The sequence below is a fragment of the Vibrio nomapromontoriensis genome (assembly GCF_050337205.1).
Taxonomy (GTDB): domain Bacteria; phylum Pseudomonadota; class Gammaproteobacteria; order Enterobacterales; family Vibrionaceae; genus Vibrio; species Vibrio nomapromontoriensis.
In genome coordinates, this window is the sequence record NZ_JAKJSS010000008.1 from 423445 (window position 1) to 447376 (window position 23932).

21 protein-coding genes are annotated in these 23932 nt (G+C 41.3%); 12 read left to right on the forward strand and 9 right to left on the reverse strand.

Going from position 1 to position 23932, the window contains the following annotated elements; genetic code table 11:
• Position 1: 1 nt before the first annotated feature.
• Both L4D05_RS09680 and L4D05_RS09685 read right to left on the reverse strand, forming a co-directional pair.
• Positions 2 to 1132, reverse strand: coding sequence for an EAL domain-containing response regulator (locus L4D05_RS09680; protein WP_428793797.1), 1131 nt, complete (start codon positions 1130 to 1132; stop codon positions 2 to 4).
• Entirely contained in the window at positions 1125 to 3461 is a 2337-nt protein-coding gene (locus L4D05_RS09685; RefSeq protein ID WP_428793798.1) for a hybrid sensor histidine kinase/response regulator, read from the reverse strand. The genes L4D05_RS09680 and L4D05_RS09685 overlap by 8 nt, the downstream gene beginning before the upstream one ends.
• 137 nt (positions 3462 to 3598) lie before the next feature.
• Here L4D05_RS09685 and L4D05_RS09690 point away from each other — a divergent pair, with 137 nt between their 5' ends.
• From L4D05_RS09690 to L4D05_RS09715, 6 genes are all read left to right on the forward strand, one after another.
• Entirely contained in the window at positions 3599 to 4498 is a 900-nt protein-coding gene (locus L4D05_RS09690) for a LysR family transcriptional regulator (protein ID WP_428793799.1), read from the forward strand.
• Positions 4499 to 4961: 463 nt separating this feature from the next.
• Positions 4962 to 5549, forward strand: a complete 588-nt coding sequence (locus L4D05_RS09695; protein ID WP_428793800.1) for a fimbrial protein — start codon at positions 4962 to 4964, stop codon at positions 5547 to 5549.
• Between the two features lie 73 nt (positions 5550 to 5622).
• A complete protein-coding gene (locus L4D05_RS09700) occupies positions 5623 to 8043 on the forward strand; it encodes a fimbria/pilus outer membrane usher protein (protein ID WP_428793801.1) in 2421 nt (806 codons plus the stop codon).
• 8 nt (positions 8044 to 8051) lie between these two features.
• A complete protein-coding gene (locus L4D05_RS09705; RefSeq protein WP_428793802.1) occupies positions 8052 to 8759 on the forward strand; it encodes a fimbrial biogenesis chaperone in 708 nt (235 codons plus the stop codon).
• A complete protein-coding gene (locus L4D05_RS09710) occupies positions 8734 to 9630 on the forward strand; it encodes an OmpA family protein (RefSeq protein WP_428793803.1) in 897 nt (298 codons plus the stop codon). Before L4D05_RS09705 ends, L4D05_RS09710 begins: the two co-directional genes overlap by 26 nt.
• A 35-nt stretch (positions 9631 to 9665) precedes the next feature.
• Positions 9666 to 10676, forward strand: coding sequence for a hypothetical protein (locus L4D05_RS09715; protein WP_428793804.1), 1011 nt, complete (start codon positions 9666 to 9668; stop codon positions 10674 to 10676).
• Between the two features lie 155 nt (positions 10677 to 10831).
• On the opposite strand, the gene L4D05_RS09720 is transcribed toward L4D05_RS09715, so the two are convergent.
• The 6 genes from L4D05_RS09720 to L4D05_RS09745 form a co-directional block, all read right to left on the reverse strand.
• Positions 10832 to 11827, reverse strand: coding sequence for a hypothetical protein (locus tag L4D05_RS09720; protein WP_428793805.1), 996 nt, complete (start codon positions 11825 to 11827; stop codon positions 10832 to 10834).
• Positions 11828 to 12068: 241 nt separating this feature from the next.
• On the reverse strand, positions 12069 to 14045 hold the full coding sequence (locus tag L4D05_RS09725; RefSeq protein WP_428793806.1) for a ricin-type beta-trefoil lectin domain protein: 1977 nt from the start codon (positions 14043 to 14045) through the stop codon (positions 12069 to 12071).
• A 66-nt stretch (positions 14046 to 14111) separates the two neighbouring features.
• Positions 14112 to 15275 carry a hypothetical protein gene (locus L4D05_RS09730; protein ID WP_428793807.1) on the reverse strand — a complete coding sequence of 388 codons (1164 nt, stop codon included), beginning with the start codon at positions 15273 to 15275 and terminating at the stop codon, positions 14112 to 14114.
• Positions 15276 to 15442: 167 nt separating this feature from the next.
• Positions 15443 to 15733: a hypothetical protein gene (locus L4D05_RS09735; protein ID WP_428793808.1), complete on the reverse strand. Its 291-nt coding sequence runs from the start codon at positions 15731 to 15733 to the stop codon at positions 15443 to 15445.
• A 237-nt stretch (positions 15734 to 15970) separates the two neighbouring features.
• Entirely contained in the window at positions 15971 to 16465 is a 495-nt protein-coding gene (locus L4D05_RS09740; RefSeq protein WP_428751505.1) for a hypothetical protein, read from the reverse strand.
• A gap of 31 nt (positions 16466 to 16496) precedes the next feature.
• Positions 16497 to 17009, reverse strand: coding sequence for a nicotinate-nicotinamide nucleotide adenylyltransferase (locus tag L4D05_RS09745; RefSeq protein WP_428793809.1), 513 nt, complete (start codon positions 17007 to 17009; stop codon positions 16497 to 16499).
• 117 nt (positions 17010 to 17126) lie between these two features.
• Here L4D05_RS09745 and nadE point away from each other — a divergent pair, with 117 nt between their 5' ends.
• The gene (gene nadE, locus L4D05_RS09750) at positions 17127 to 17957 is read left to right on the forward strand and encodes an NAD(+) synthase (protein ID WP_428793810.1); all 831 of its coding nucleotides are present in this window, start codon (positions 17127 to 17129) and stop codon (positions 17955 to 17957) included.
• A 259-nt stretch (positions 17958 to 18216) separates the two neighbouring features.
• Complete coding sequence (locus tag L4D05_RS09755) at positions 18217 to 18462, forward strand: HP1242/YdcH family protein (RefSeq protein ID WP_265677527.1); 246 nt, start codon at positions 18217 to 18219, stop codon at positions 18460 to 18462.
• A 139-nt stretch (positions 18463 to 18601) separates the two neighbouring features.
• Here L4D05_RS09755 and L4D05_RS09760 read toward each other — a convergent pair whose 3' ends face one another.
• Positions 18602 to 20425: an MOSC N-terminal beta barrel domain-containing protein gene (locus tag L4D05_RS09760; protein WP_428793811.1), complete on the reverse strand. Its 1824-nt coding sequence runs from the start codon at positions 20423 to 20425 to the stop codon at positions 18602 to 18604.
• Positions 20426 to 20615: 190 nt separating this feature from the next.
• On the opposite strand from L4D05_RS09760, the gene pyrC reads away from it, so the two are divergent.
• The 4 genes from pyrC to L4D05_RS09780 all read left to right on the forward strand — a co-directional run bounded on the left by pyrC (position 20616) and on the right by L4D05_RS09780 (position 23718).
• Positions 20616 to 21641 carry a dihydroorotase gene (gene pyrC / locus L4D05_RS09765; protein WP_428793812.1) on the forward strand — a complete coding sequence of 342 codons (1026 nt, stop codon included), beginning with the start codon at positions 20616 to 20618 and terminating at the stop codon, positions 21639 to 21641.
• A 139-nt stretch (positions 21642 to 21780) separates the two neighbouring features.
• Positions 21781 to 22089, forward strand: coding sequence for a cysteine-rich CWC family protein (locus L4D05_RS09770; protein ID WP_428794003.1), 309 nt, complete (start codon positions 21781 to 21783; stop codon positions 22087 to 22089).
• Positions 22090 to 22197: 108 nt separating this feature from the next.
• Positions 22198 to 22647 carry an acyl-CoA thioesterase gene (locus L4D05_RS09775; RefSeq protein WP_428793813.1) on the forward strand — a complete coding sequence of 150 codons (450 nt, stop codon included), beginning with the start codon at positions 22198 to 22200 and terminating at the stop codon, positions 22645 to 22647.
• 150 nt (positions 22648 to 22797) lie between these two features.
• A complete protein-coding gene (locus tag L4D05_RS09780) occupies positions 22798 to 23718 on the forward strand; it encodes a M14 family metallopeptidase (protein ID WP_428793814.1) in 921 nt (306 codons plus the stop codon).
• Positions 23719 to 23932: the final 214 nt, after the last annotated feature.

Consider the following 23932-nt stretch of genomic DNA (forward strand, 5'->3'; position numbering starts at 1 on the left):
TCTATACTTTAGGGTGTGGCTTACCCAACAAGAAACCTTGGCATATATCAAACCCTAAATCATGAGATAGCTTTAATAAATCATGATTTTCTACACCTTCAGCCACGGTTTGAATATTAAGCTCTTTACAAACTGACACGATATTTTTGATTAGTGCGTATGTCTTTTCACTTTCACTTCCTGAAAGAAGCAGTTTTCTTGATATCTTGAGTTCATAAAAAGACAAATTAGCTAGTTTTTGGAACGTCGCATGGTCTTCTCCAAAATCATCAATTGAAAACCTAATTCCAACCAAACTTAGCTTATTAAATGCATATAAAAATGCACTATCTAATAGATAACTACGACCTTCCGTTATCTCAATAATTACCTTGCTAAAATCAAAATCATAAGACTCCAACAAATCTATAATCGAACTCACCATTCCTGGTGTTGAGAATATATCAGGTGGTGCATTGATAGAAAATGGCACATCGACATCTTCTGACTCCCAATAACGGATTGCCTTTTCTAAGCTAAGTAAGAATAATTGGCAATAAAAACTTGTTGGTAATTCACTCGTAAGAAACCTTGCCGCTGGTATAATGCCTTGAATCGGGTGTTCAAATCGAGAAAGTACTTCATAGCCAACAACCTGCGTTGAATGTAATGCGACCTTTTTCTGGTAATAATTCACTATTTGATTTCGGTATAGCGCCGTAAGTAATTCATGTAGCTGAAATTCATCATTTTGGATACCTGGTTTGGTACTCTCGCTCAACATCAATGATTGCAGCATTTCCTCCAAAGTGTCGATACAAAAGGGTTTTTGTAGAAAATTCACATGTTTAAACCCCAGCTGATTGGCCATTAGCACAACAGATTGAGAAAAACCCTGTGCAATAGAACTGATCATTAATATAGGAACTGATTTGTCGATGGTGGAAAGTCGCTTAATAAAGTCCAATCCATCACAAACTGGCATATCGATATCGCAAATAATGAGCTCAAACAACTCCGTCGCAAGAATTTTTGATGCTATCTCTCCATTACTTGCATGTTGAATGGTTCCTGCTCCCAAATCACTTAAGTAGACACTTGTCACTTCCCTATCAATATTACTGTCATCAATTAATAATATACTGTTATACATCACTATATCCAATCTCTTGTAACCTGTTTGATAAGATTCTAACCAGAATACCTTTACTTTCTATAACCTCTTCAATAGGTTTAGATTCCAAGCATTTGCTTTCTAGTAGTTCGGCGACGTCACCGATTTCAAACTCTCCAATCGAATTAGAACCGCCTTTTATTTTATGAGCTATTTTTCTGATGACTTCCTCGTCTATAGCGGATTTAAGTAGAGAAAGGTCACTCGTCATCGTTTCACAGAATATATTCTGTAGCCTCCTTCTTTTATCTGTCGAAAGCGTCGATATATAACTCGCAATTTTATTGTTACTTCTCCCTTTTGATATTTTGTACTTAGAGCGATTACTAGAAATAACATCGAATAATTTTTTCACTTCAAATGGCTTCAAAATGACATCATCAAATTCAAGCATCTTAGCCCTAAGTGACTTTGAGTGTTCTGCTGTACAACCCAGTATCGGTTTATACTTAAATGATGACAACGTCTCCCTTACCCATCGAACTAGAGATATTCCATCCATCTTTGGCATATGAACATCCGTGATCAACATGTCATAATCCTCTCCATTTTTTTGTAGTTCATTCTTGGCTTCAATTCCATTCGAAACAATTACCGCATTAATCTCCAGTAAATCCATCTGTTCACTTAACATATATTGATTAATCGGATTGTCCTCCGCGATCAATACTCTAAGTCCAGATAGAGTATGAACACCATCCTTCCTAAAGCCACCCATTGATGTACTTATCTTTTCTTTGCATTTATAGAACAAGTCTGGATAAAAAGGCTCTGTGCTTATCTCCCAAATACCAGACTCATTGTTAAAACCCATACCTGTACGGTCATTGTTTATCAGTATGAATTTTTCTTTATCATCATGCGCTGATATTTCACTCAATGAGTCGACGATTTTTATACAGTTATCTTTATCCGCACAAGAAGTAAACCAGTTTTTTATAGATGCATTACTCCCAATATAATTGAAGCATATCTTCGTCGTTTTATGTTTATAGCTCTTTATTGGCAAAGATACGGTGACATTCGTTCCTTCTCCTTCTGCTGACTCAATTGAGATATAACCAGACATCAAGGTAATCAATTTCTTGACGATCGCGAGGCCTAAACCTGTCCCCCCATATTGGCGTTCAATCGAGTCATCGGCTTGGCGAAAAGGATCGAAAATTGACTCGAGTTTGTCAGCACTAATTCCTATTCCAGTATCATTAACACTTATTTTAATTTCATGTTCAGTTAAAGCAACGCTGACTTTGATCTTCCCTTGCTCAGTGAACTTCACCGCATTTGATAAAACGTTGTTAACCACTTGGCCTAGTCTAAGGTCGTCTATCAATATATGCTCTATATTGTTGTTACTCCATTCTGTTTCGAACACCAACCCACGTTCTCTTGCAGATGCCTCATGCAACCGTACTAAGTCGCCAAGCAAATCCGTATAGGACACGTAGTCTTCGACTAGAGTGATCCCTTGGCTATCCAATTTACTATAATCAAGAATGTCATTAACTAATAATTGTAAATTTTTTGCCGATGACATTAAGCTCTTAATTTTATAATCATCGGCGATATTACTATTCTCAAAAGAAAGCAGTTCAAGTAAGCCTATCATTGAGGCAATCGGCGTCCTTAACTCATGGCTCATCGTCGCTAGAAAACGCTCGCGGCTCTGTACCGCTTGCTCCGCCAATTCGTGTGCTTGTTCTAATGCAGCACGCTGCTCATATTCTGAACTCACATCATCGACAATCGTCAGTATCTTGCTACTATTCGGTATTATTCTCTTAGTGACACGAACTTTATCAATAAACCCAAACTCACATCCTTTGATATTACTTGCTCTAAGGTTATGTATACTATCTTCCTGACCTGCGATCTGCTGCTGTATATGACAGCCCCCAGTTTTAAGGCATGACGAATAATAGGGACAGTTACTCCCTCCTCTCTCTGATTCACCTTCAAGAATTATTAGGCTCGGCAACTGTGAAATCACGCTGGCCGCCCAATTGGGACTATCTGAAGTTAGCCGCTTTAAGCGCCAGTAATCTTTAAATGTGAATATCATTAACGCCAAACTCGATACTGCTATTGTCCATCCCACGATTGCATACATCTTGATTCCCTCCCTTACCGATGCTCCTAAACTAGGGAAACCTTGCTCAAACAAACGAGTTTTTCTCATTTGATTAAAACCATCACTATTAAAATCATCGGTACCGACTTCAATGCCGACAAATGCATAGCTCACACCAAAGAGGAGAGAAATAACAAGGACCACTAGCCTAAAAAATGAATCGTATAACTTTCGCATTACATAAAAGCCAAACCAGAAATAATATTCCTTAATTCTATCTGTTTACGCTAATTTTCGATGTAAGACTGGATGACCGAACAAGTACGAAATATACTACAGACTGTAATCATAATTATTGAGAGCTACTGAACCCTATGAAACAAGTGGAAAATATTCAATTGCTATATTCATTACTAGAAGTGTTCAAGGCACAAAGCTTGTCTGAAGCTAGCAGAAAACTAGGCAAAACGACCAGTTCAGTGAGTAAAGATCTCTCCAAATTGAGAGAACAGCTCGACGACCCACTGTTTATGCGCTCAAACAATCGCATGTTACCGACTGAATATGTCAGTAATATCATGCCAGATATCGAAAGATTGCTGAACGACATCGGCCATACACTTACCTCTAAAAACACCATTATCAAAGAAAATTACAACAAGCGTATTAAAATTGCGATCGCGCATATTATAATGGAACTCTACGGCGATGAGCTCTCAGTTCAGCTTTCTAGCTTATTCCCAAATGCAAAAATTGAATTGGTCACTTGGGATTCTGCCTCTAACCATCAGCTTCAAAATGAGCAGATCGACTTTGGTATCCACTTTAATTTGGTTGATCACCCCGGCAATGTGAGGTATCGCCGTATCATTGCATATGACCTTGCTATCGTTTGCCCTGAAGAGGATAAAGACAAACAAATTGAACTTATATTAAGTGACCGCAGCTTTATGTTTCTCAGTATAAAAGACTGGAACGACGTAGAAAAAGTATTGACCAGTATCGCGGCAAAAAATGACATCGACATTCGCTATACGCACTTCGTCGATAATCTCAGCACAGCAATTAAGATAGTTAAACGTGAAGAGCTCGGGTTTATTGTCCCTAAAATAATTGCTGAGTATCATCAACTCCACTATGTTTCCTGGAGTTTGGCGACAAAAGGATTGATAGTCGGACTTTACTACAATGCTCATCAAAATGAGATGCTGACAAACATTGTGTATGACACTATAGCAACGATATTTAAGTCCCCTCCAATCAAGAATAAATAATCGGAAAGTAATGTTTAAGCCACTAACTCCAGTAGCTCTTATTTAATCTACTGGTTACACCTAATTTAACAGCTAAATTTATCATTACTAGAATATATCTTGCGCTACATTTATGATACTTCTTCTGTCGTCTACCTATGTCGCAATCCTTATCATTAATTATTAACAACTAGAACAACCTATTATCCAGATTATTATCGAATACAAGAAAGTATATTTCTCACATCCACTGTATCTCTTACCTAACGCGAAGAACATTTAATACACCTAATTAAACCATGCATAACGCTCTTCAGATATACTCCAAACCTGAAATGTAGGAATAATACCACAAGCACCTACATCAATTCGTCTTACGAATATTATGATATTGAGTAAAATAACTCACACCTTTGTTATGGAGCATATTTAATCTGTATCGAGGTATTATTGTAAATTTAAAGTTCCTAGAAGGATATATCGAATGAAAACTAGCATTTTATTAAAGAGCGTGATTACAAGTAGCATTTTACTTGCGAGCGCAGGTACTTTCGCCGCTGACGGTACAATAACGTTTAACGGCAAAGTAACGGCAGCTTCGTGTACGGTAACAGGGGGGGCGACCGGTGGTGGTAACGCATCCACCAGCTTAAACGTAACAATGCCCAGCATTACTACGGGGAGTATTGGTACTACAAAAGATGACCTAGCTGGTATGACGGCATTTACCATCACACTGACCGATTGTAAGAGCCAATCAACCACTGCTGAAAAAATGCGCGTCGCTTTCTCTGGCACAGGTGATCCGGCAAACCAATACGTTTTGAAAAACACCGCGAGTACTGGTGCCGCTAGCGGCGTTGGGATCCAACTACTTAAAGAAGATGGCACAAGTATCATCGACATCAACGGTGGTAGCAACAAAGCTGACGAAACACCGCTACCAATCAGCACCGCCACTGCAGAATCTTACATCCTCAATTTCAACGCAGCTTATGTCAATGTAAGTGGCTCAGCACCTACTGCGGGTACCGTCACTTCAGTAGCAAATTACACCATCGAATATAACTAAATTTATCGCATTCGCATACCACCCGGAGTCAGTTCCTCTTCGGAACTGACTCCCTGATTTCTATCGGTACAGCATGAAGAATCGTCATTTTTTACGTTTTATCCCACTGTTGCTTTCTTCTCAAGCGCTCGGCTCAGAGTTCGACTTGAGCTTTATGAATAGCGACATCTCTGGGGAGAAACTTGACACACGCTGGTTTGAACAAGCTATTGCGCCTGGAAAGCACATGGTTGATGTTGAGCTCAATGGGCTTAGTACGCAACGTATGCTGATCGAGTTCAAACCATCGGCTACCAACGATGTTCAGTCGTGCCTTTCTAGGACTCAGCTTCTGGATTTGAATATCAAAGTGCCTGAAGTCGGTAAGAGCTGCTATACCGCGGCGGATATCAGTCCAATGGCGACGGCCAACTATATTTCTTCACAATCATTGTTAGTACTTAGCGTCCCAGACATCAATATCGAAAAGAAGGATGGAAAATTGAAAACCCCACCTTCTAAATGGGACCAAGGCGTTAATAGCGTTAAGCTGAACTATAATTCTTATATTAGTGGAGCAAGCAACGCATCCGATATAAATGGTTACCTTGGGATTCAAGGACTGGCCACATTTGGTATGTGGCGTCTAAAAGGAGGGGGAAACCTATACAAAAATGGCAATATTTTTAGCGCTAATCTGAGCGACTTTTACGTATATAGAGATATCGATAGTATTACCTCTAGAGCCAATTTCGGTGAAATCCGAACCAGTAACATTTCTGCTATTAACGGTTCACTACCTTTGACAGGTCTAAGCCTCGTAAAAGCGACGGGAATGTACAAATCGCATTGGAACAATTACGTACCGGTTCTAAAAGACGTCGCCTTAAGCTCCGCCAAAGTCACGGTGCTCCAGAACGGTCTAGTGCTATATAGCAGAGTGGTACCGCCTGGTGAATTCGAAATTAATGATCTTGATGTTTCAAGCACGGGTGCCGATTTAGAACTGGTCATTGAAGAAAGCAATGGTCAGATTCGACGCCGAACCATACCATTTACCAAACTGCCATCACTACTTCGTGAGGGCAGTTTTAATTACGCTGTCTCTGCTGGCCAATACCGTAATTCGAGCGCTTCTATTCAACCCGCTGTATTGACTGGTGGCTTAGAGTATGGATTGGGCGTAATTACACCTAAGTTTTCATCTTTGCTGTCAGAACAATACTACTATGGCGAGCTAGGCGTAACTTACGATTTAGGTCAGTTTGGAGCGATGTCTTTTGAAACTGGGGCAACGCGCTACACCAGCTTTAACGACCATCGTCAACACAACGGATTCATCTTGAAGAGCTTGTATGCAAAGCAGTTTTATCGCTCTGCAACAAGTTTACAATTGGTTGGCTATCAATATCGTTCTCCCGACTTTCTCAGCTTTGAAGAATATGTCGCTACCGCAAAAGACGTCGATGCGAATAGCAAAACAAGGCTTGGGCTTCGAAACCGATTTGAAATATCGGTGAATCAGCCAATCAGCGAGGCGACGCTGTACTTATCCTATAAATATGATACTTACCATAATTCGGAGCTGAGTGGTACGTCACTTTACTCTTCGCTAAACTTTAATCTTGGTCGGGTTTCCGTAGGATTGAACTACACCATTAGCGATACTGTGCAAGCCAATTATGGAATAAACAGCGACAGAAGAATCGGATTATCTCTCTCAGTACCATTTGGGAAAAATAACGACTCTAGCGTGGTGTTCTCCTCGACACATGAACAGAACACAGGTGCGCTCAACAATCAGTTATCGTATAACGGAAGGGCCGGAAATTACGACTACAGTACCACCGTTAGCCAAACATCGAATGATACCAAAACTGGTAATACGTCGGTCTCTGCCATGGTACGAAACTCGACTCCGTATGGGCAGTTTTCCGCGAATGTTGAATCCAACGGAGAAACGACATCCGGAAGCCTGAGCGCCAACGGCGGCCTGCTCATCTATAAGGGTGGCGCAGTTGCAGCTCAATATTTGGGGGAAACCACTGCCGTGGTTAAGGTGGAAGACGCTGAAAACCTTATTGTCAACCACAACCCGACACTAAGAACCAACAAAGACGGTCTCGCCGTTATTCCTTACTCAAATGATTATGGATCCAATAAAGTCTATATCAATGCAGAGGATAACTCAGACGTTCAGCTCGTGGAGTTCAGTAAGAACTACGTCCCAAGACGAGGTGCAACCGTGCTAGTCGATCTAAAAGCCCGCGTCGGTAAACGCGTACTGGTGAAACTCAATACAGACGTAAATTTATTTGGAGAGCCTGTTGTTTTATTAGATAACCAATCTGACGAGATGTCCTTTGTTGGAACCGACAATATCGTTTATCTGTCAGGAATTAAGCCCGACCAATCGGCAACATTCGTTGTTGGCTCTGGTCTTTGTGAATTTTCAATTCGTGTTAGTCCGGACTCCAATAGTTTGCAGGACATCATTGAGCAAAATTGTAATTAGGTAGAAATATGTTATTGAGATCGTTATTACTTATTGTTGTCAGTCTTTTACCAATTATGGAAACACACGCGGGTGTGCGTCCTATTAACACAAGGGAAATAATAACAACAACCAAAGAACATCAAGTCGACATTATCAACGATTCTGCTGGGGAGTATCTGGTTCAGTCATGGATAGAAGACAGCGATGAAAACACTCGTAACCTCCCATTAGTACTTACCCCCCCCATCTTCAAACTAGGGGCCAACGAGCAAGGGTTTGTGAGAATTCTACCTATTGAGAGCAAACTCGCTAAAGACAGAGAGAGTATCTTCTTCCTTTCGGTGCAAGAGATACCCAAAAAGTCTGAAACGGACCAAAACCAATTAAATATCGCCGTCAGAACGCGCATAAAGGTCATTGTACGCCCTGAACAGTTTGATATGGCAGGGCTCATCGATGCAGCGAACAACCTTTCTTGGAAAGTGATAAAAGAGGATGGCAAAAAGTATCTTCAATCAACAAATAATAGCCCTTACTACCTAAGCCTTGGGCACCTAAAGGTAATCAGTGGTAACGCTTCAAAAATACTCGATGACAGATTCAAAATGACGCCTCCTTTTGGCCAGCAAAAGTATGCGGTGCCAAGCGAATTACATTCGAAGAATATCACTTTGGAATTCGGGATTATCAACGACTATGGTGGCTTAAGTGAAATCCAAACTGTTAACTTTTAGTATTTGTTTAACCATGTCTTCGGGAGCATGGTCAGCTGCCGACACGATATTTTCCACCAAAGAAAATAGCGACTATTTCGGTTTTTCGGCGGGCTACCAACCAACCAACGACTATTTTTCTCCTAATGTTATTTATGGGGTGGGTATAGCACCGGCTTTAGTGGTTGAAACTCGCCTTGGCTACAACAACACGCAGCTTAACAGTAAACACATGTTAGCTCGCGTCTCTTTATTTGGTCATTCTCAGTTTTCTTCAGATAGTTCGTTTCTCTACGGACCATTCATTCAGTATGAAGACGAGACCAACCCATTTCGAACAGGTTTTTCTGGCGTCATAAAACACCAGCTAGATAGCGATGTCACGCTGTTTGGTGGTATTTCAGCCATTGTCAAAAAAGAATCTTCCGTAAGGGTACTTCCAGAGTTCATTTTAGGTATTACTTGGGCTCTTTCTGCTTCTGAGGCAGTTCGTACTAGAACTTTAGAACCGCAACCTACAACAAGTAAGCAACCGGTAGAAGACCTGGTTGTGCAGTCCACACTCCCACCACAAAGGGACATTATCGAGGCTACACACGTATTCAAAGTAAACTCGAGTTATATTACTAACGAAAAAGTGCTCAAAGAGAGTATCCAGTATCTTCACCAACACCCAAACGTGAGTATTCGTATCGTTAACAAGCATTCTAAAGGTGGGACGGCAAATTACAACAAGTGGCTAGGAGAAAAAAGAGTGGAACGACTACGCGTTTTTTATACTGAAAATGGTATTGATTTACAAAGGCTCGATATTAGTTCTTCGTATAGAGATCAAGATAAACTAGGGCAACCACTTGTTAAAATATCATATTTCCTTTCGCATGGTTTGTGAAAAAATAGTACATTAAAATCAAAGGTTACTATAAAATGCGATTAATCTATTTAATAATTCTAATCACGATATCAATTCCTTCCTTCGCTCTGCAACCTGGTCAATGTAGTGTTAACCCTACAATTACATACACTGGTTCAGATATTACAATTGGCCCTTTGAGCGGAGGAAATGAAAGACTTCTAGGTTATTTAGAATTACACCTGCCATACACGTGCCGTACTTATACGACGGCAACAGATGGTACATCTATTCAATTGGGCCTAAATAACAGTCATAACTCCCATATTAGTGGTACACGTTTTAGAAGTAATATTGATGGAGTTGAACTTAACTTAGTTGGTAACACAATCGCTGGTCAAGCAGTACGAATTGCGGGACAACCAGGTACTGGTGTACGGCTATGGAAGTGGCCTACATCACAAACAGCTCTCAATACAGAAATAACCGCAACATGGAACTTTCGTTTATTTGAAGTTTACCAAACAGGCACGATTTCCACTATGGCAACAAAAGCTCAAATTGGCTTAAGCGGAAATTACCAAATTCTCGTATTTAGGGGCGAGAATACATCTTCTGATACATTTAATACTGGTTCAACATTCCCAAAATCTCAAGAGGTAAAACTCGTAGACCCTACATGTCAGCTTAACTACCAACCTAACCAGAATATCGGAAACCTGATTAAAGGAAGGAGCAAGTCTATCGACTTTGACATCAACCTCGTATGTACACACGCAACCACAATACAGAATAATTTCGAATGGAGGTTCAGTGCTAGCGGCACAAACGTCTCCACATCTAGCGATAAAACAAATTCACTATACTACGGCGGTAATGATTTACCTATAGTCGTAATGAATATTGAAAGTCTTAGAAATGACAGCTCCTCAGCCGCTTTACTTTTTGGGGACAGTTATTTATTTCTAAATCCAACTAACACCAATACGTTTAACTTCCCTCTACGAGCTAATTTTACTGCAGGAAGTGGCAGCCACACTGGCGACTTCAGTTTCAAACTAAACTTTCAACTCGATTACAATTGATATGCATATGCTTGGACACTAATTTATTATTTATATAACGTGATAGATTGCTCTATGACTTTAAAAACTGCTTCATAATTTGTGACGTCACGTGTGAGCTTATAAGTTCGCTTTAAGGGAAATGCGTCAAAAACATTGATGGATATGTTACTAAATTAATTGTATCGGACAGATATCTGGGTCTGAAAGCTAAAGTTTCCGTATCCCGATGAAGATCCAAGTTGGAATTGGGCACGCATAGGAATGGTGAAGCTACTTCCCTGAGTGTTATTACTAAACTCATACATTGTTGAGAACATCATCTGTGATTCCATACCAATATTGTTGAAAATCGTCATTAACACCATCTGATTATTGTCATTGAACAATAATATACTTTTATCAGCACTTAATGACAGATTGCTCATATTTACTGGAGTGACGGTCAACTGCACATTATTTTGCATGACTGACTTATCCGTGCAATTTAGTGCTATATTAAAGTAGCTACTTACCTCATCTCTTACCCCTTTAACTAAGGCTGGAACTTCAACGCTAGTAGGGTGCGTGACGCTACAGGATGCATTATATACAGGGATTTGTTGAGAGTTAGGGACATTTGAAGTACTAATATAGGCACTCCCACCAGTATTGTATATGAAGCTAGCTAACTTATATTGCGTTTCAAGGTTCAGTGCCACTGAGTTCGCATTTGTAATTTCACCAGACTTAATCACATTGAATAATGGTTGGTTGAATGTGCCACTAATATCTTGATTATTTCCATAGGATGGCTTTTTAAACTGGTAAAAGATTATTTCATTATTAACCCCCGCAACTCCCCCGACCATAAAAGTACCTTCTAGTACTATACCACCTACATTGCTTCGGAATTTATTGTCACTAATGTAACTCCCTGCCGCCCCACGAGTACCAACCTGCAAAACGACTGAATTATTTGTAATCGAGTGGGTTTTACACGTATAGTTAGTAGAAAGTACTAACTGCCCTAACACTTCACCATTTTTATAAATTTCGTTCGAACTAGGTAAATTAACGCCGGAGTATGTTAGTTTTTGGTTTGTGAAGGTGCACTCCCCACTACTTAAGGCAAAGGCACCTTTGCTTAGGGAGAGAAGTAATAATATTATTAAAGACTTAGATATGTTCATTAAATACGGTGCTCAGCTATATAGTTCACATTGTATTATATAATAAAACGTAACAGTTTTAAGTGCGATTATTCTTACTTAAACGTCGGCATATTTAAAACTCACTCAAAATACAAGTAACATAAAATGAAAAGGTTCCTATATAATAGGAACCTTTTAACTACTTAACTCACAGTGCTTATAGAGGACGATAGAGGCACCAAAACTCCCACCATTCGAAAACTACTTGTCGCTAGAGTACCTAAAGGTTACGTTTTACAAACTGCTGGTCTCTTGAACCAGGAGAGCAACTCCAAAGAGTTAACGTTGCGTTGCCTGCCGAGTCTCTTCGATGCTGATCGACATCTAAACAGCGGCGCGTACCACCAAGCAAAGTTCGAATTGTTTTATCTGCCCCAAACTCCCATTTTTGATTACTACCATTGTGACATTGGTAGGCAATAACCGGTTGACGGTGGCCATTATGACCTCCGTACACATCAAGGCAATAATTCGTTCCTTCCACTTTAACTTGCTTAGTTGCATCATCATAAATGAGCTTCTGGGCACCTGTAGAGTGACAGTTATTTTGGATAACTAGGTTATTCTTAGAGCTTGCTCCGCCTCTAAAATCAAAACAGCCGTTATAAAGACTATTATAGATCGAGAACGAATCACTTTTATTTACCGTTTTATCTCCACTCAAGACCCAACGATTATTTATATAAGTGACAACCAGAGTCTCTCCACGCTTGGGCGTATATGTTGTCTCACCATTAACGACATTAAAGTGATAAGTCGAGTTACGTTTGAATTTCACTCTCGTGTACTCAGGAACACCGTCTGGAAGGACAAAGTTTCTCGTCCAATGACCATCAGACGTGACCAAGTGTAAGTCACCTTTCTCTGTAATTAGGTTCTTTAACGCCAGACTACTGTTTTCAAGGCTACGCAACAGCGTATTGCCGTTTACTAGATAGAAGCTGTAGCTTTTATCGACGGAAATACTGAACGACTTCGCTCGATCATTTGGATAGCCAGAGCCTGTCCAAAATCGTGCTTGATTGTAAGTGCCAAGCTTACTATTGCCATTTAGATCCGAATATAACGTTATAGCAAGGCCAGGATGCATTGTAATGGTGGATAACGTACGCTGAAGCCCAGACTTTAAAGTCGTAAGTTGGTCTATTTTCTCCCCTACTGCCACGCACTGGTTAGCTGCCCTTTCAAATTCCCCATAGTGAAGCGCATGATGCTTAAAGAAACAACCGTAGGTATCATCCCTTTCAATAAATACATGTTCACCTTTGTCTCCAAGGTCATCACCAAAGTATGCCGCTGACTTGTTCCACGTTTCATTAACTGTAGAATTATGCCCAGAAAAGTTTCCAACTGTCGCTCTGTAGCCTGATTTAATAGTTAGGCTACTCGAGTCTACCAATCCGTAATTCGCCATTAGGTGAGGAAATTTGGGAAAGCTCATATCCATTGAATGATTAATCTGTTCTTCATTAAAACATTTTTCTTTCCCTTTATAGTTAGGGTGTTGATATAAGCATACCACTGATTCTTCAGGTTCAGGTATCACAGGGGAGCTATCTATTTTATAACTTGCTGTACATGACTCTATGTACGTTGGTTCATCAAGATAGAACCCACCCACCGAGCATGCTTTAATCGACTCCATACTAGATTCAATGGAAGGTAGCGTTAAATAAATTGATGGCTGACCGTAGCTGATCATATTCGCGACAACATGACCATGTTGATCCAATTGTTCTGTGTAGTGGAAACCAAATTGACCACTAATAATATCGAAGTTGCTGATCGACGTTGCCGGTTCTTCGTGCTTTAACGAATCATTATCGAGAACTCGTACCGTTAGATTAGCCGAGTTACCTGCGGTAAACTGCGGTGAAGCAGAGGATCTCAAGGCACTACGACTACGCCATGTTTTTGAGCACATGGATTTACGTTCGGTCGATGCGCAAAAACGCACGTCACCCATCGAGATTTTAGGGATTAAATAAGGTTTATTTGAAATAGTTTCCCCATCCTTATTAACCCACTTTAAGTCAATAAGTTTGTCATCCACATAGTTTGTTGCAAGTTCATTATTTATCTTTCCAAGTAAGATAACACTGTCATCAACGTTACTCTCAATATCTACTGACATAGAGAAAGCATTTCCTACCGGACCTATCGCTCCTAATAGAAATAGTAGAGATGTTTTATTCATTATTAACTCCAGTTCTTATTTTTATTATTTCCAATTATTTTTTTAGAAGTGCACTGCCACTATTTACTAGGAATCTTCTTTAACAATACAGCTAAGGTATCCATTGTAAACTTCACTTGGTGCTAAATGGGTTGTATTAGTTCCTGATATGGATACCGTCTCTGCCCAAGTAATCCCAGCAAAGGTGAATGGTCCGTTAGTCGTTGTAGTATTAGTCCAATAGTTAGTCATCCCAGGCCAAGTATCATCAAATACGGTGGTATCTTGAGCAAGCGACTTAAGCTCGCTACTTGTGGGTGGAACAGCACGTGGGGAAATGTGTTTACAGTAGCTTTCTACAAGATTGACACCTGTGTTTGTCAAACGCTGCGAAGCCACATAATTCTTGCTGCCCACTGTTTCTTGTAAATAACTTTGGTCTGGAAATAGTGCAATAAATTGCGCTTTGGTTGGTGGTTGAACCCAGTTTCCAAGATTATCAGGCCTTTCTATAACTAGCCTAGTACCGCAAGAAGAAGGCTCTACCAAAGGACTCGCACCGTGCGAGGTTAAACCAAAAGCACACAGACTTACCAGCGGTACCGATGATAGATTTAATCGCGCGATGGTTGTGTTATAGCTTGTTGATTGGTTAGAGGTGTTATGAACAAAACCCGGTAAACGTGAGGTTGACTGGAGTATCGTTGTACCTGACATCAATGTATAGAATAGATCCGTTACATAAGGATTACCCGACGGTAATTCGTCCAAGTCAGCGGTGCCAATATAATCAACGCTTAGCCTCGCTTTCACAGAGATATCTTCATCATTGAGTATTTCTTCATTCGTTATTGCGTTATTGACTTGCCAATAATCATTGATATCCGCCAATTCTGTCCTCGCACTTCGTGATTGAGCGTTGCTATCATCAAAGTAAGTAACAACCTTTAACGTATTCGAACATTGAAAATCCCCATTTTCAATTAAACAGAGCTTTACGTCTTTATTAGCGTCATTATCACTAGGGCTATAGGCGACACCTTTTGATTTGATTTTGTCATCGATCATCCACACATAGTCATTAATACCTCCATCTTCCTTATAATGAAATATCAAGTCTGAATTATCTGACGCAATTATCGGAAAACCTACTGTTGTAAATTTATCATTTTTTGTTACGGATTCAATTTCTAGCCCATAAGCTAAAGAAGAACCGACTATACTACCCAATATAAAAATGTAGTTTTTCATACTTACCTCATATTTAGCATTCAATGTAAATCGATGCGACTTACCTATCCAAGCTTAAACATAAGGAAACAATAAGCTATTATATTATCATGCGTTAATTATTATTAATGAAAAATATCGAACAATATCACTAAATACAATTTAATATTTCAGTAGTAGCTCTAATTCTAGATGTAACTAACGATAATAATTGATGCTTTTTCAACAGTACGTTCATTCATAATTTCAATTTTCTCTTTGGTATACTCAACACAGCCATTTGATTTCTGTTGTGTTTTTACAGAGTAATTTCTTACATTCAATGTACAAGGTTCCTGCATAATCCTTCCCTTAAAGATAATTTTACCGCTAACAGATTTACTGTTCATCACTGAAACCACGTCAATGGGTTTATTTAACTTACTTTCTGACATGACTGATGCAGAGACTAATAGCAATAATGATGATAAATAATTCATTTCTTACACACCTTATATTTTTCTTACACTTATTATTTAGCAACAATTCTCACGTATGCAAGTTATTTCTGACAAACAAAGTGATAAATAAATATTATTTATCACTAGCGGTTTTAAGTGTCTATTTAATATAGGTAAATTTTAAGAGAGGAAATTAGTAATGTAGGAAGCAGATTACCTCTGTAATCTGCTTAAAGAAAACGAATAATAGGTTATGACGCTGATCCGGTATTGGTGCTAAAACGGTACTTCAACCTGCATCATCATGTCGCCCTGGTAGTCTTCATGCCAACGGTAATCTAACCGTAAGCGGGGCTCTTTGCCTTTCTCACCAAAGCCAACGCCAAAATGCAGCCCTTGTGACATAAGCCACTCCTGCATCGACATTTCATCTTTTTTTCTAGCTATATCAGCAGGGGCCCAAAGCCCTATACCAACAAAACTACTTTCATAGCGTCCAGTAAGAACAGGCTCGGATTCTTGATTCAGCAACCACTCGTCCCAATAAGAATCTTGTAAGGAATCTAATGGATTTTCAGGCTCGAGCAATCCCCCAAGTGTCACCACTTGAGTACCGATATAACTAAATGGCTTAGTGACTAGAGTACAAAACGACTCTTCCTCTGTCGCTTTAAATACGACCGAGTGCTGGCTTTCGTCTTCACAAAAGGCACGCGCATCTGGCGCACTCACCACTACTAACAAAGCAATACCACACAATGTTGCTTTCATTTTTTATCAAAATCCTTTTTTATTGTCTTTTTTAATATAGCTGACTTATTGATAAATGTTTAGCGACAGATTCTGTGGTTAAGTGATCCACCTTCAAGCCCTGTTGTAAATGCTCTCGTATTTGTGTTGAACGCACTTTTACTCGCTCCGGACAAGCGAGTACAGACCAACGCTCTACGATCTCCTGCGCGTTATAAAAGCGACTAAAATTGAAGAAATTATCTGGACCTAACACAAATGTTAGCTCAGCAGCTGGGTATTCATCTTGAATGGCATTAAGAACGGCATAGGTGGTCACTGATGCATTGGGTTCAACCAAAGACTCTTCAACGCTAGAACGCACCACATTGGCTTGCTTCATGTCGGCAATAAACAAGTCTACCAACTCACAACGCTTAGCATAATCAAGCATAGTCTTACCCCATGCATGTGAAATACTGGGAACTAAGAGCACCTTATCAAAATGAGCGAGTGATTGAATTACACTCAAATGGCCTAGGCTAGGTGGATTGAATGCACTGCCAAATATTGCAATCTTTGTCATGAATGTCCTGCTTGTTTCACTATCTTCGGTATTTTCTCGGTTACTGTAACTTTTTTTCATGACTTTTCGTAGGTATCATAGAAAGAATTCAACTTGCTTGCAGGAAAAGGAACGCTAATGGAACAACTTATTCGGGATGAAATGCGTGTGCTACCCTCTATCGATCCACAATTCGAAGTAGAGCGCCGCGTTGAGTTTATTAAATCCAAATTACTCAGTTCAGGCTGCAAAGCACTTGTATTAGGAATCAGCGGTGGTGTTGATTCAACCACGTGTGGGCGATTGGCTCAGCTCGCGATCAATGAGTTAAATGACCACGCGGGATCTTCGGACTATCAATTCATTGCCGTACGCCTTCCTTACGGTGATCAGCAAGATGAAGACGAAGCCCAGCTCGCCCTATCGTTTATTGAGCCAACGCATTCCGTATCAGTTAATATCAAAGCAGGCGTAGATGGTTTGCACGCTGCATCACATATCGCGCTTGAAGGTACTGGGTTATTACCAACAGACAAAGCTAAAGTCGATTTCGTGAAAGGTAACGTGAAAGCGCGTGCTCGTATGGTGGCTCAATATGAAATCGCCGGCTATGTAGGTGCACTAGTGCTAGGCACCGATCACTCCGCAGAGAACATTACTGGTTTTTATACCAAGTTTGGTGATGGCGCCTGTGATATGGCTCCTTTATTTGGATTGAACAAGCGCCAAGTTCGCGAAGTTGCCGCCTGCTTAGGTGCACCAGAACTGCTTGTTAAAAAGGTACCTACCGCAGATTTAGAAGAGCTTGCGCCGCAAAAAGCAGACGAAGATGCACTGAATCTATCTTACGATCAAATTGACGACTTCTTAGAAGGCAAACCCGTTGACCAAGATGTGTCTGACCGTCTCGTCGCCATTTACAAAGCCACGCAACACAAACGTGAGCCAATTCCAACGATTTACGACTAATCATCGTTTAAGTCACTTACTATCCTATGAAGCCAATGTAGAGTCCCTCATTGGCTTCACTTTTTACTGCAACGCCTCACCGCTATTTTCATCGTGATTTAGCTCAACAAATTAGCCTTCCTTTACCTTACGATATTGCGTAACCGTATTCTTGTGCCATGTTTAAAGTAAGCTAACGTGCACCTTGTCATACTGACGATAAATAACGCGCATTAGCGATTGCTTTGAGCCTTAATTTATCAACACACAAGGGGTAACTATGTTAGGTGAAAACCATTCTCTTCTAAAAGAATTTCCAGATTTTCAAAGTACCATCCTCGAGCTGATGAAAAGCGATGAGTCTTTTGCTTCTACAACAAAAAAATACGATGCGTTAGATAAGGAAATTCGAGTACTAGAACTTAATGGGGCGCCTATCGATGACGCCGCAATGCACCAACTGAAACATGAACGAGCCGTTTTAAAAGATGTGCTGCACAAACATTTGGTCGAACTAGAAAAGTAGACTGACAAATGATGGGTAGAATTACGTAATAATCACCAACTTCATAGAAGATGGCTTAAGACTGGCGTAGTAAAGGGAAGTATCACACTTCCCTTTTTTTAACACTCAAACCCATGACCTAACGGGGTATTAACGTACATTAGCAGCTAGACAGGACAACATCTGTTTGCGGTATCGCGCAACATGCCAGTACTTTCCCTTCCGCTATTTCGCTATCTTGAATCGCTGGTACGTCTGGTTGATGCACCAAACCGCTCTCTACTTTTACCTTACAGGCACCGCAAAACCCAGCCCGGCAAGAGTACGCAATATTGATACCTGCCTCTTCTGCTTGTTCTAATAAATTTTGCTGGTTGCTACCGACAAACTCATCGCCATCAAATGAAATATTCACGGACTTTTCAGGCTCAGCCGTCGCGCTGCTCACACCGAATGCTTCTTGGTGATAGCTTGTCGCAGGCAACCCCAACGACATAAGTAAGGTTTTGGCAGACTGCATAAAACCGTCTGGTCCACACACAAAAACTTGGCGCGTGGCGATATCGGCAATTGACGCTAAGTGAGCAAGGCTCAAGCGACCTGTCTGCCCTTCCCAGTCTCTACCTGGTTGTGTCAGCGCTACATCAACCTTTAAACTGGGGTGCTTGTTCACCAACTCCGCTAGCTCTTGCTTAAAAGGAATATCCTCGGGTGTTGAACACTGATGATAAAAAACGACGTCATCGATTCGCGCTCTATCACTAAGATCTCTTAGCATAGACATCATCGGCGTGACCCCACTGCCAGCAGACAACAATAATAGTGGCTGATGCTCATCGCTTTTTAGATGAAAGTCACCGTTGGGGGTATCGGCAAGCAAAGTATCACCAACTTGAAAGTGGTCAAAAAGCCAGTTCGATACTTCACCACTGTCTAAGCGCTTCACCGATATAGCCAGTCGTCCCGGTCGACTGGGAGATGACGACAAGGTATATAAACGTTTAGCCACTGTGCCGTTAATTGAAAGCTCGATAGGCAGGTGTTGCCCCGCTTTATATTTAGGTAACTCCCCTTGCTGCGGCTCTAACCAAAACGTCTCAAAATTCTTGGCAATATGTTCTCTTTCTACGCAAACAAATGTTTGTTTGTTCGCGTCAAGATCGGGGTACACTTCTTTTGTTTTATATTCCAATACTTCGATGACATCATCGACTCGTATCATGCCTTCATTTTTCGCCACTAAATTCTGACCAAAGAACACGCCACCACGTTCATTGGCTCTAAAGCGGGAAAACGTCGTCAACGGCTCTTTACTGGCTCTAAACTCGCCCTTTTCAACATCGACCGTAGTAAGCACACAACGTTCACAGGGCTTAACTGCTTCAAATTCCACTTCGCCAATTCTTATACGCTTCCAAGAGTCTTCAATAAACGCTTCATCAGACTGAACCACTAAGTTAGTACGAAATTGATCCATACTGTGTACTTCAGAACTGCGCGCATTCAACGCATCTAAAGAGCCAGTGCTAATAACCAGTAAAGGGTAGCCATCTGCAAAACTAACATTGTGACCAATTTTTTCTCGAATACGATTAGACTGTTCTCCGGTGTAAAGCAACTCGACTCTCTGACCAAGCACTTGGCTAAACCAGTCATCAGCCGCATCACTTGTCGTGTAAGCAGTAAACTTATCACTCCACACCTGCGCCTGCGCTTGCTGCATTTTAAAATGCGTGTACTCGAGCTTAAGTGGCGGTTGTCCTGGGTACGTGAATACGATTCCAGAGGGGATAATGCTAGAAGAAACCTTAACCATGTTCGGATGTTTTCTTGCCGTCACCATATCACCATCGGCTAACGCCACCATAAAACGACGGTCAAACGAGAGGCCTTGTAGTTCAACCCAAGACGATGACAAAGCAATCCCTCCAACCGACTTGGCAGGGTAAATGTTAATTTGAGACAGTTGAGCAGTTTCAGTCACGATTTCTTCCTTTCATCATTATCTTTTATGGCAATCTTATCGCCTTTTCTGGCGCAGTCCCAGAAACTTAGTGAAATCTTACTCAAATTCCACTATCATCCTGTCGCCTAAACGTAAGCGTTTGCATTCACATTTTTCGCTGCGATTTAGGCTCCGTTTCAAGCACAATTTAACCTTGGTGGGAGCCGAAATGACTACATTGACTATTACTCGTCCTGATGACTGGCACGTTCACCTTCGCGATGGCGAAGTACTGAAAGATACCGTTCGCGACATTAGCCGCTACAATGGCCGCGCACTGATCATGCCAAATACCATCCCACCTGTCACCGATACCGAGATGGCGCTTGCCTATAAAGCTCGTATCATGGCCGAGCAGCCATCAGAGCAATTTGAACCACTCATGGCACTCTACCTCACTGACAACACTTCTCCTGAAGAAATTCGTAAAGCTAAAGCTGCTGGCGTCGTCGCTGCTAAGCTCTACCCTGCAGGTGCAACCACGAACTCTGATTCTGGCGTAACGTCGGCGAAAAATGTCTACTCTACATTGGAAGCAATGGAAGAAGTGGGCATGTTGCTTTTGGTTCACGGTGAAGTCACGACACATGACATCGACATCTTTGATCGTGAAAAAGAGTTCCTTGAAACTGTTTTAGCGCCTGTTGTTAATGACTTCCCAAACTTGAAAATCGTCCTTGAGCATATCACTACTGCAGACGCCGCTAACTTTGTGAAAAACGCAAACGACAATGTCGCAGCAACGATTACGGCACACCACCTTCTATACAACCGCAACCACATGCTGGTTGGCGGCATCAAACCACACTTTTATTGCTTACCGATTTTAAAGCGTGGATCACACCAGCAAGCACTTGTTGAGGCCGCTACGAGTGGTAGCAAGAAGTTTTTCCTAGGCACTGACTCTGCGCCGCACGCTAAAGGCATGAAAGAAGCAGCATGTGGTTGTGCTGGTTCTTATACCGCGCACGCGGCTGTCGAGCTTTACACTGAAGTGTTTGAGCAAGAAGGTAAACTAGAAAACCTTGAAGCGTTTGCTAGCCACAATGGCCCAGATTTTTACAATCTACCACGCAACACAGATACCATCACGCTAGAAAAAGCACCATGGGATGTGCCAGCAACCATGCCATTTGGTCGTGACATTGTGGTACCTATTCGCGCTGGCGAACAAATTGTCTGGAAAGTGAAATAGCATCTAGCTTCTAGGTGGTAATAACCAGCGTAGAAACGCCCCTATTCGATTGGGGCGTTTCTCATTTTAACAACGATTTCACACAGCACTTAACGACAAACGCAAATTAGGTAGCCACTCAATGAAAGAAACAGTAGCCATTCATACACCTTGCAAAGCCGCATGTAAAAACAATGGTGGGATATGCAGTGGTTGCCATCGCACCATGAGCGAACTTTCCGACTGGCGACACCTCACCAATGACGATCGCCTACAAAAAATTGAGCAAATTTCGGGTAAAGAATCAACGCATCAGTGCGAACTATGCGGCAAACCCGCCTATTGTGAGATCTCAGCTGGCAATGACAGCTGTTGGTGCTTTGAGATAGAAAAACGAGAGACTTCATCTCTAACCCCATCAACTCAGTGCTTGTGCCGCCAATGTTTATCGGCACTGCCCATTAAATAGCGTATTACTGACCTCCCCAAATTGAGTACGCACTTTCCTCTTTATGTTGTTGCAAGTTTGTTAATTGCCAATTAGAGTAAATAATCAACTCAATAAGGTATGGTAACAATGGAAGAACTACTTAAGGACTACCCTGTGATCACTGAAATATCGGTGGCATGGGGGGAAATGGATGCGTTGAACCACGTTAATAACGCTGTGTATTTTCGCTATTTTGAAACCGCACGCCTAGAGTGCTTTAGCCATATAAACCTCATGGAAGATATGGCAGTCACAAAGATTGGTCCAGTATTAGGTGACACTTATTGTCGCTATCGATTACCGGTCACGTATCCTGACACCTTGTTCATCGGATCGCGTATTACCCATGTAGAATCTGACCGTTTCACCATGGAATACCAAATCGTTAGCCAAAAAATGAACAAAGTCACAACCACTGGCACCGCCACCATTGTGATGTTTGATTTTGTCACCAATAAAAAAGCCAATATTCCAGACAAACTCATGCAAGCCATTGAGCAGACCTACCCTAAAGGGATCGCGACGGTATCGCTCTGACGTTAAGCCGTAGTCCCTAACACAGCATTCCGTACGACATAAGAAATAAGAAATAAGAAATTGTTACTTACGGAATCCTCACCTCACCACCCTTGCTGTTCTCCTGACTCGTCGCTATCCTAGCGACAAGACTAATAAGAGAACAGTAAGATGCATAATAGCTTTCAATATCCGATTGGTACCCCTGGTCAAAAATGGACAGAACAAGACGTTCTGCAATGGCGAACAACGACATCAGTTAAACGAACCTATCAACAAGATGTTCTACCTAAAATAGAAGCCCTAAAAGACACATTAGATGTGGAACAATATGGCGCTTTATCTTACGACACTGAACGCTTTCCGCTCTTTGCCCTGAAAACCAAAAAATGGCACGCAGACAAACCCACTATCTTGGTGACTGGTGGTGTTCACGGCTATGAAACCTCCGGTGTGCATGGCGCTCTGCAATTTGCCAAAGACAATGCTCAAGACTTCGAAGATGAGTTTAATATCGTCATCGTTCCATGCGTCAGCCCTTGGGGATATGAAACCATCAACCGCTGGAACCCGAACGCTGTAGACCCAAACCGTTCATTCTATGCTAACTCGCCAGCAGAAGAGTCAGCGAATGTTATGGCACTGGTTGAGCAACTGGGCGTGCCAATTCTTGCACACATCGACCTGCATGAAACAACCGACTCCGATGAGAGTGAATTTAGACCTGCTCTTGCGGCTCGTGACGGCCTAGATTATTTTGAGGACAGTGTCCCCGACGGTTTCTACCTTGTCGGTAATACGGAAAACCCGGCCGAAGCATTCCAGACCGCTATTATTAAATCAGTTGAAAAAGTGACACACATCGCCCCGCCAGATAACGAGGGCAAAATCATCGGCTCTGCTGTTGTTCAACACGGAGTCATTAACTATCCATTGAAAAAACTCAGCCTCTGTACTGGGATGACTGATTGTATGTACTCCACCACAACCGAAGTCTACCCTGACAGCCCTAAAGTGAATGAGCAAGAGTGTAACGATGCGCAAGTAGCAGCCATTTTAGGTGCCATTCATTATCTACAAAAACACGCCTAGTTTTAGAAGGGTGCTGATCAGCACCCTTACTCCACGAACTCAAGCTCTCATATCTAAAGTAAATCATCGGTAAAGCAAGTCTCTTGAAACATAAGTCATATCGATAGCAATCTGCCACCAGCATGCCTCCCGCCTTCCAAGTAAAATTCATTAATCAGGCACTGATGTCGCATTAATCTATAAACCCAAGACCAATAATTATGCAAAATAATCC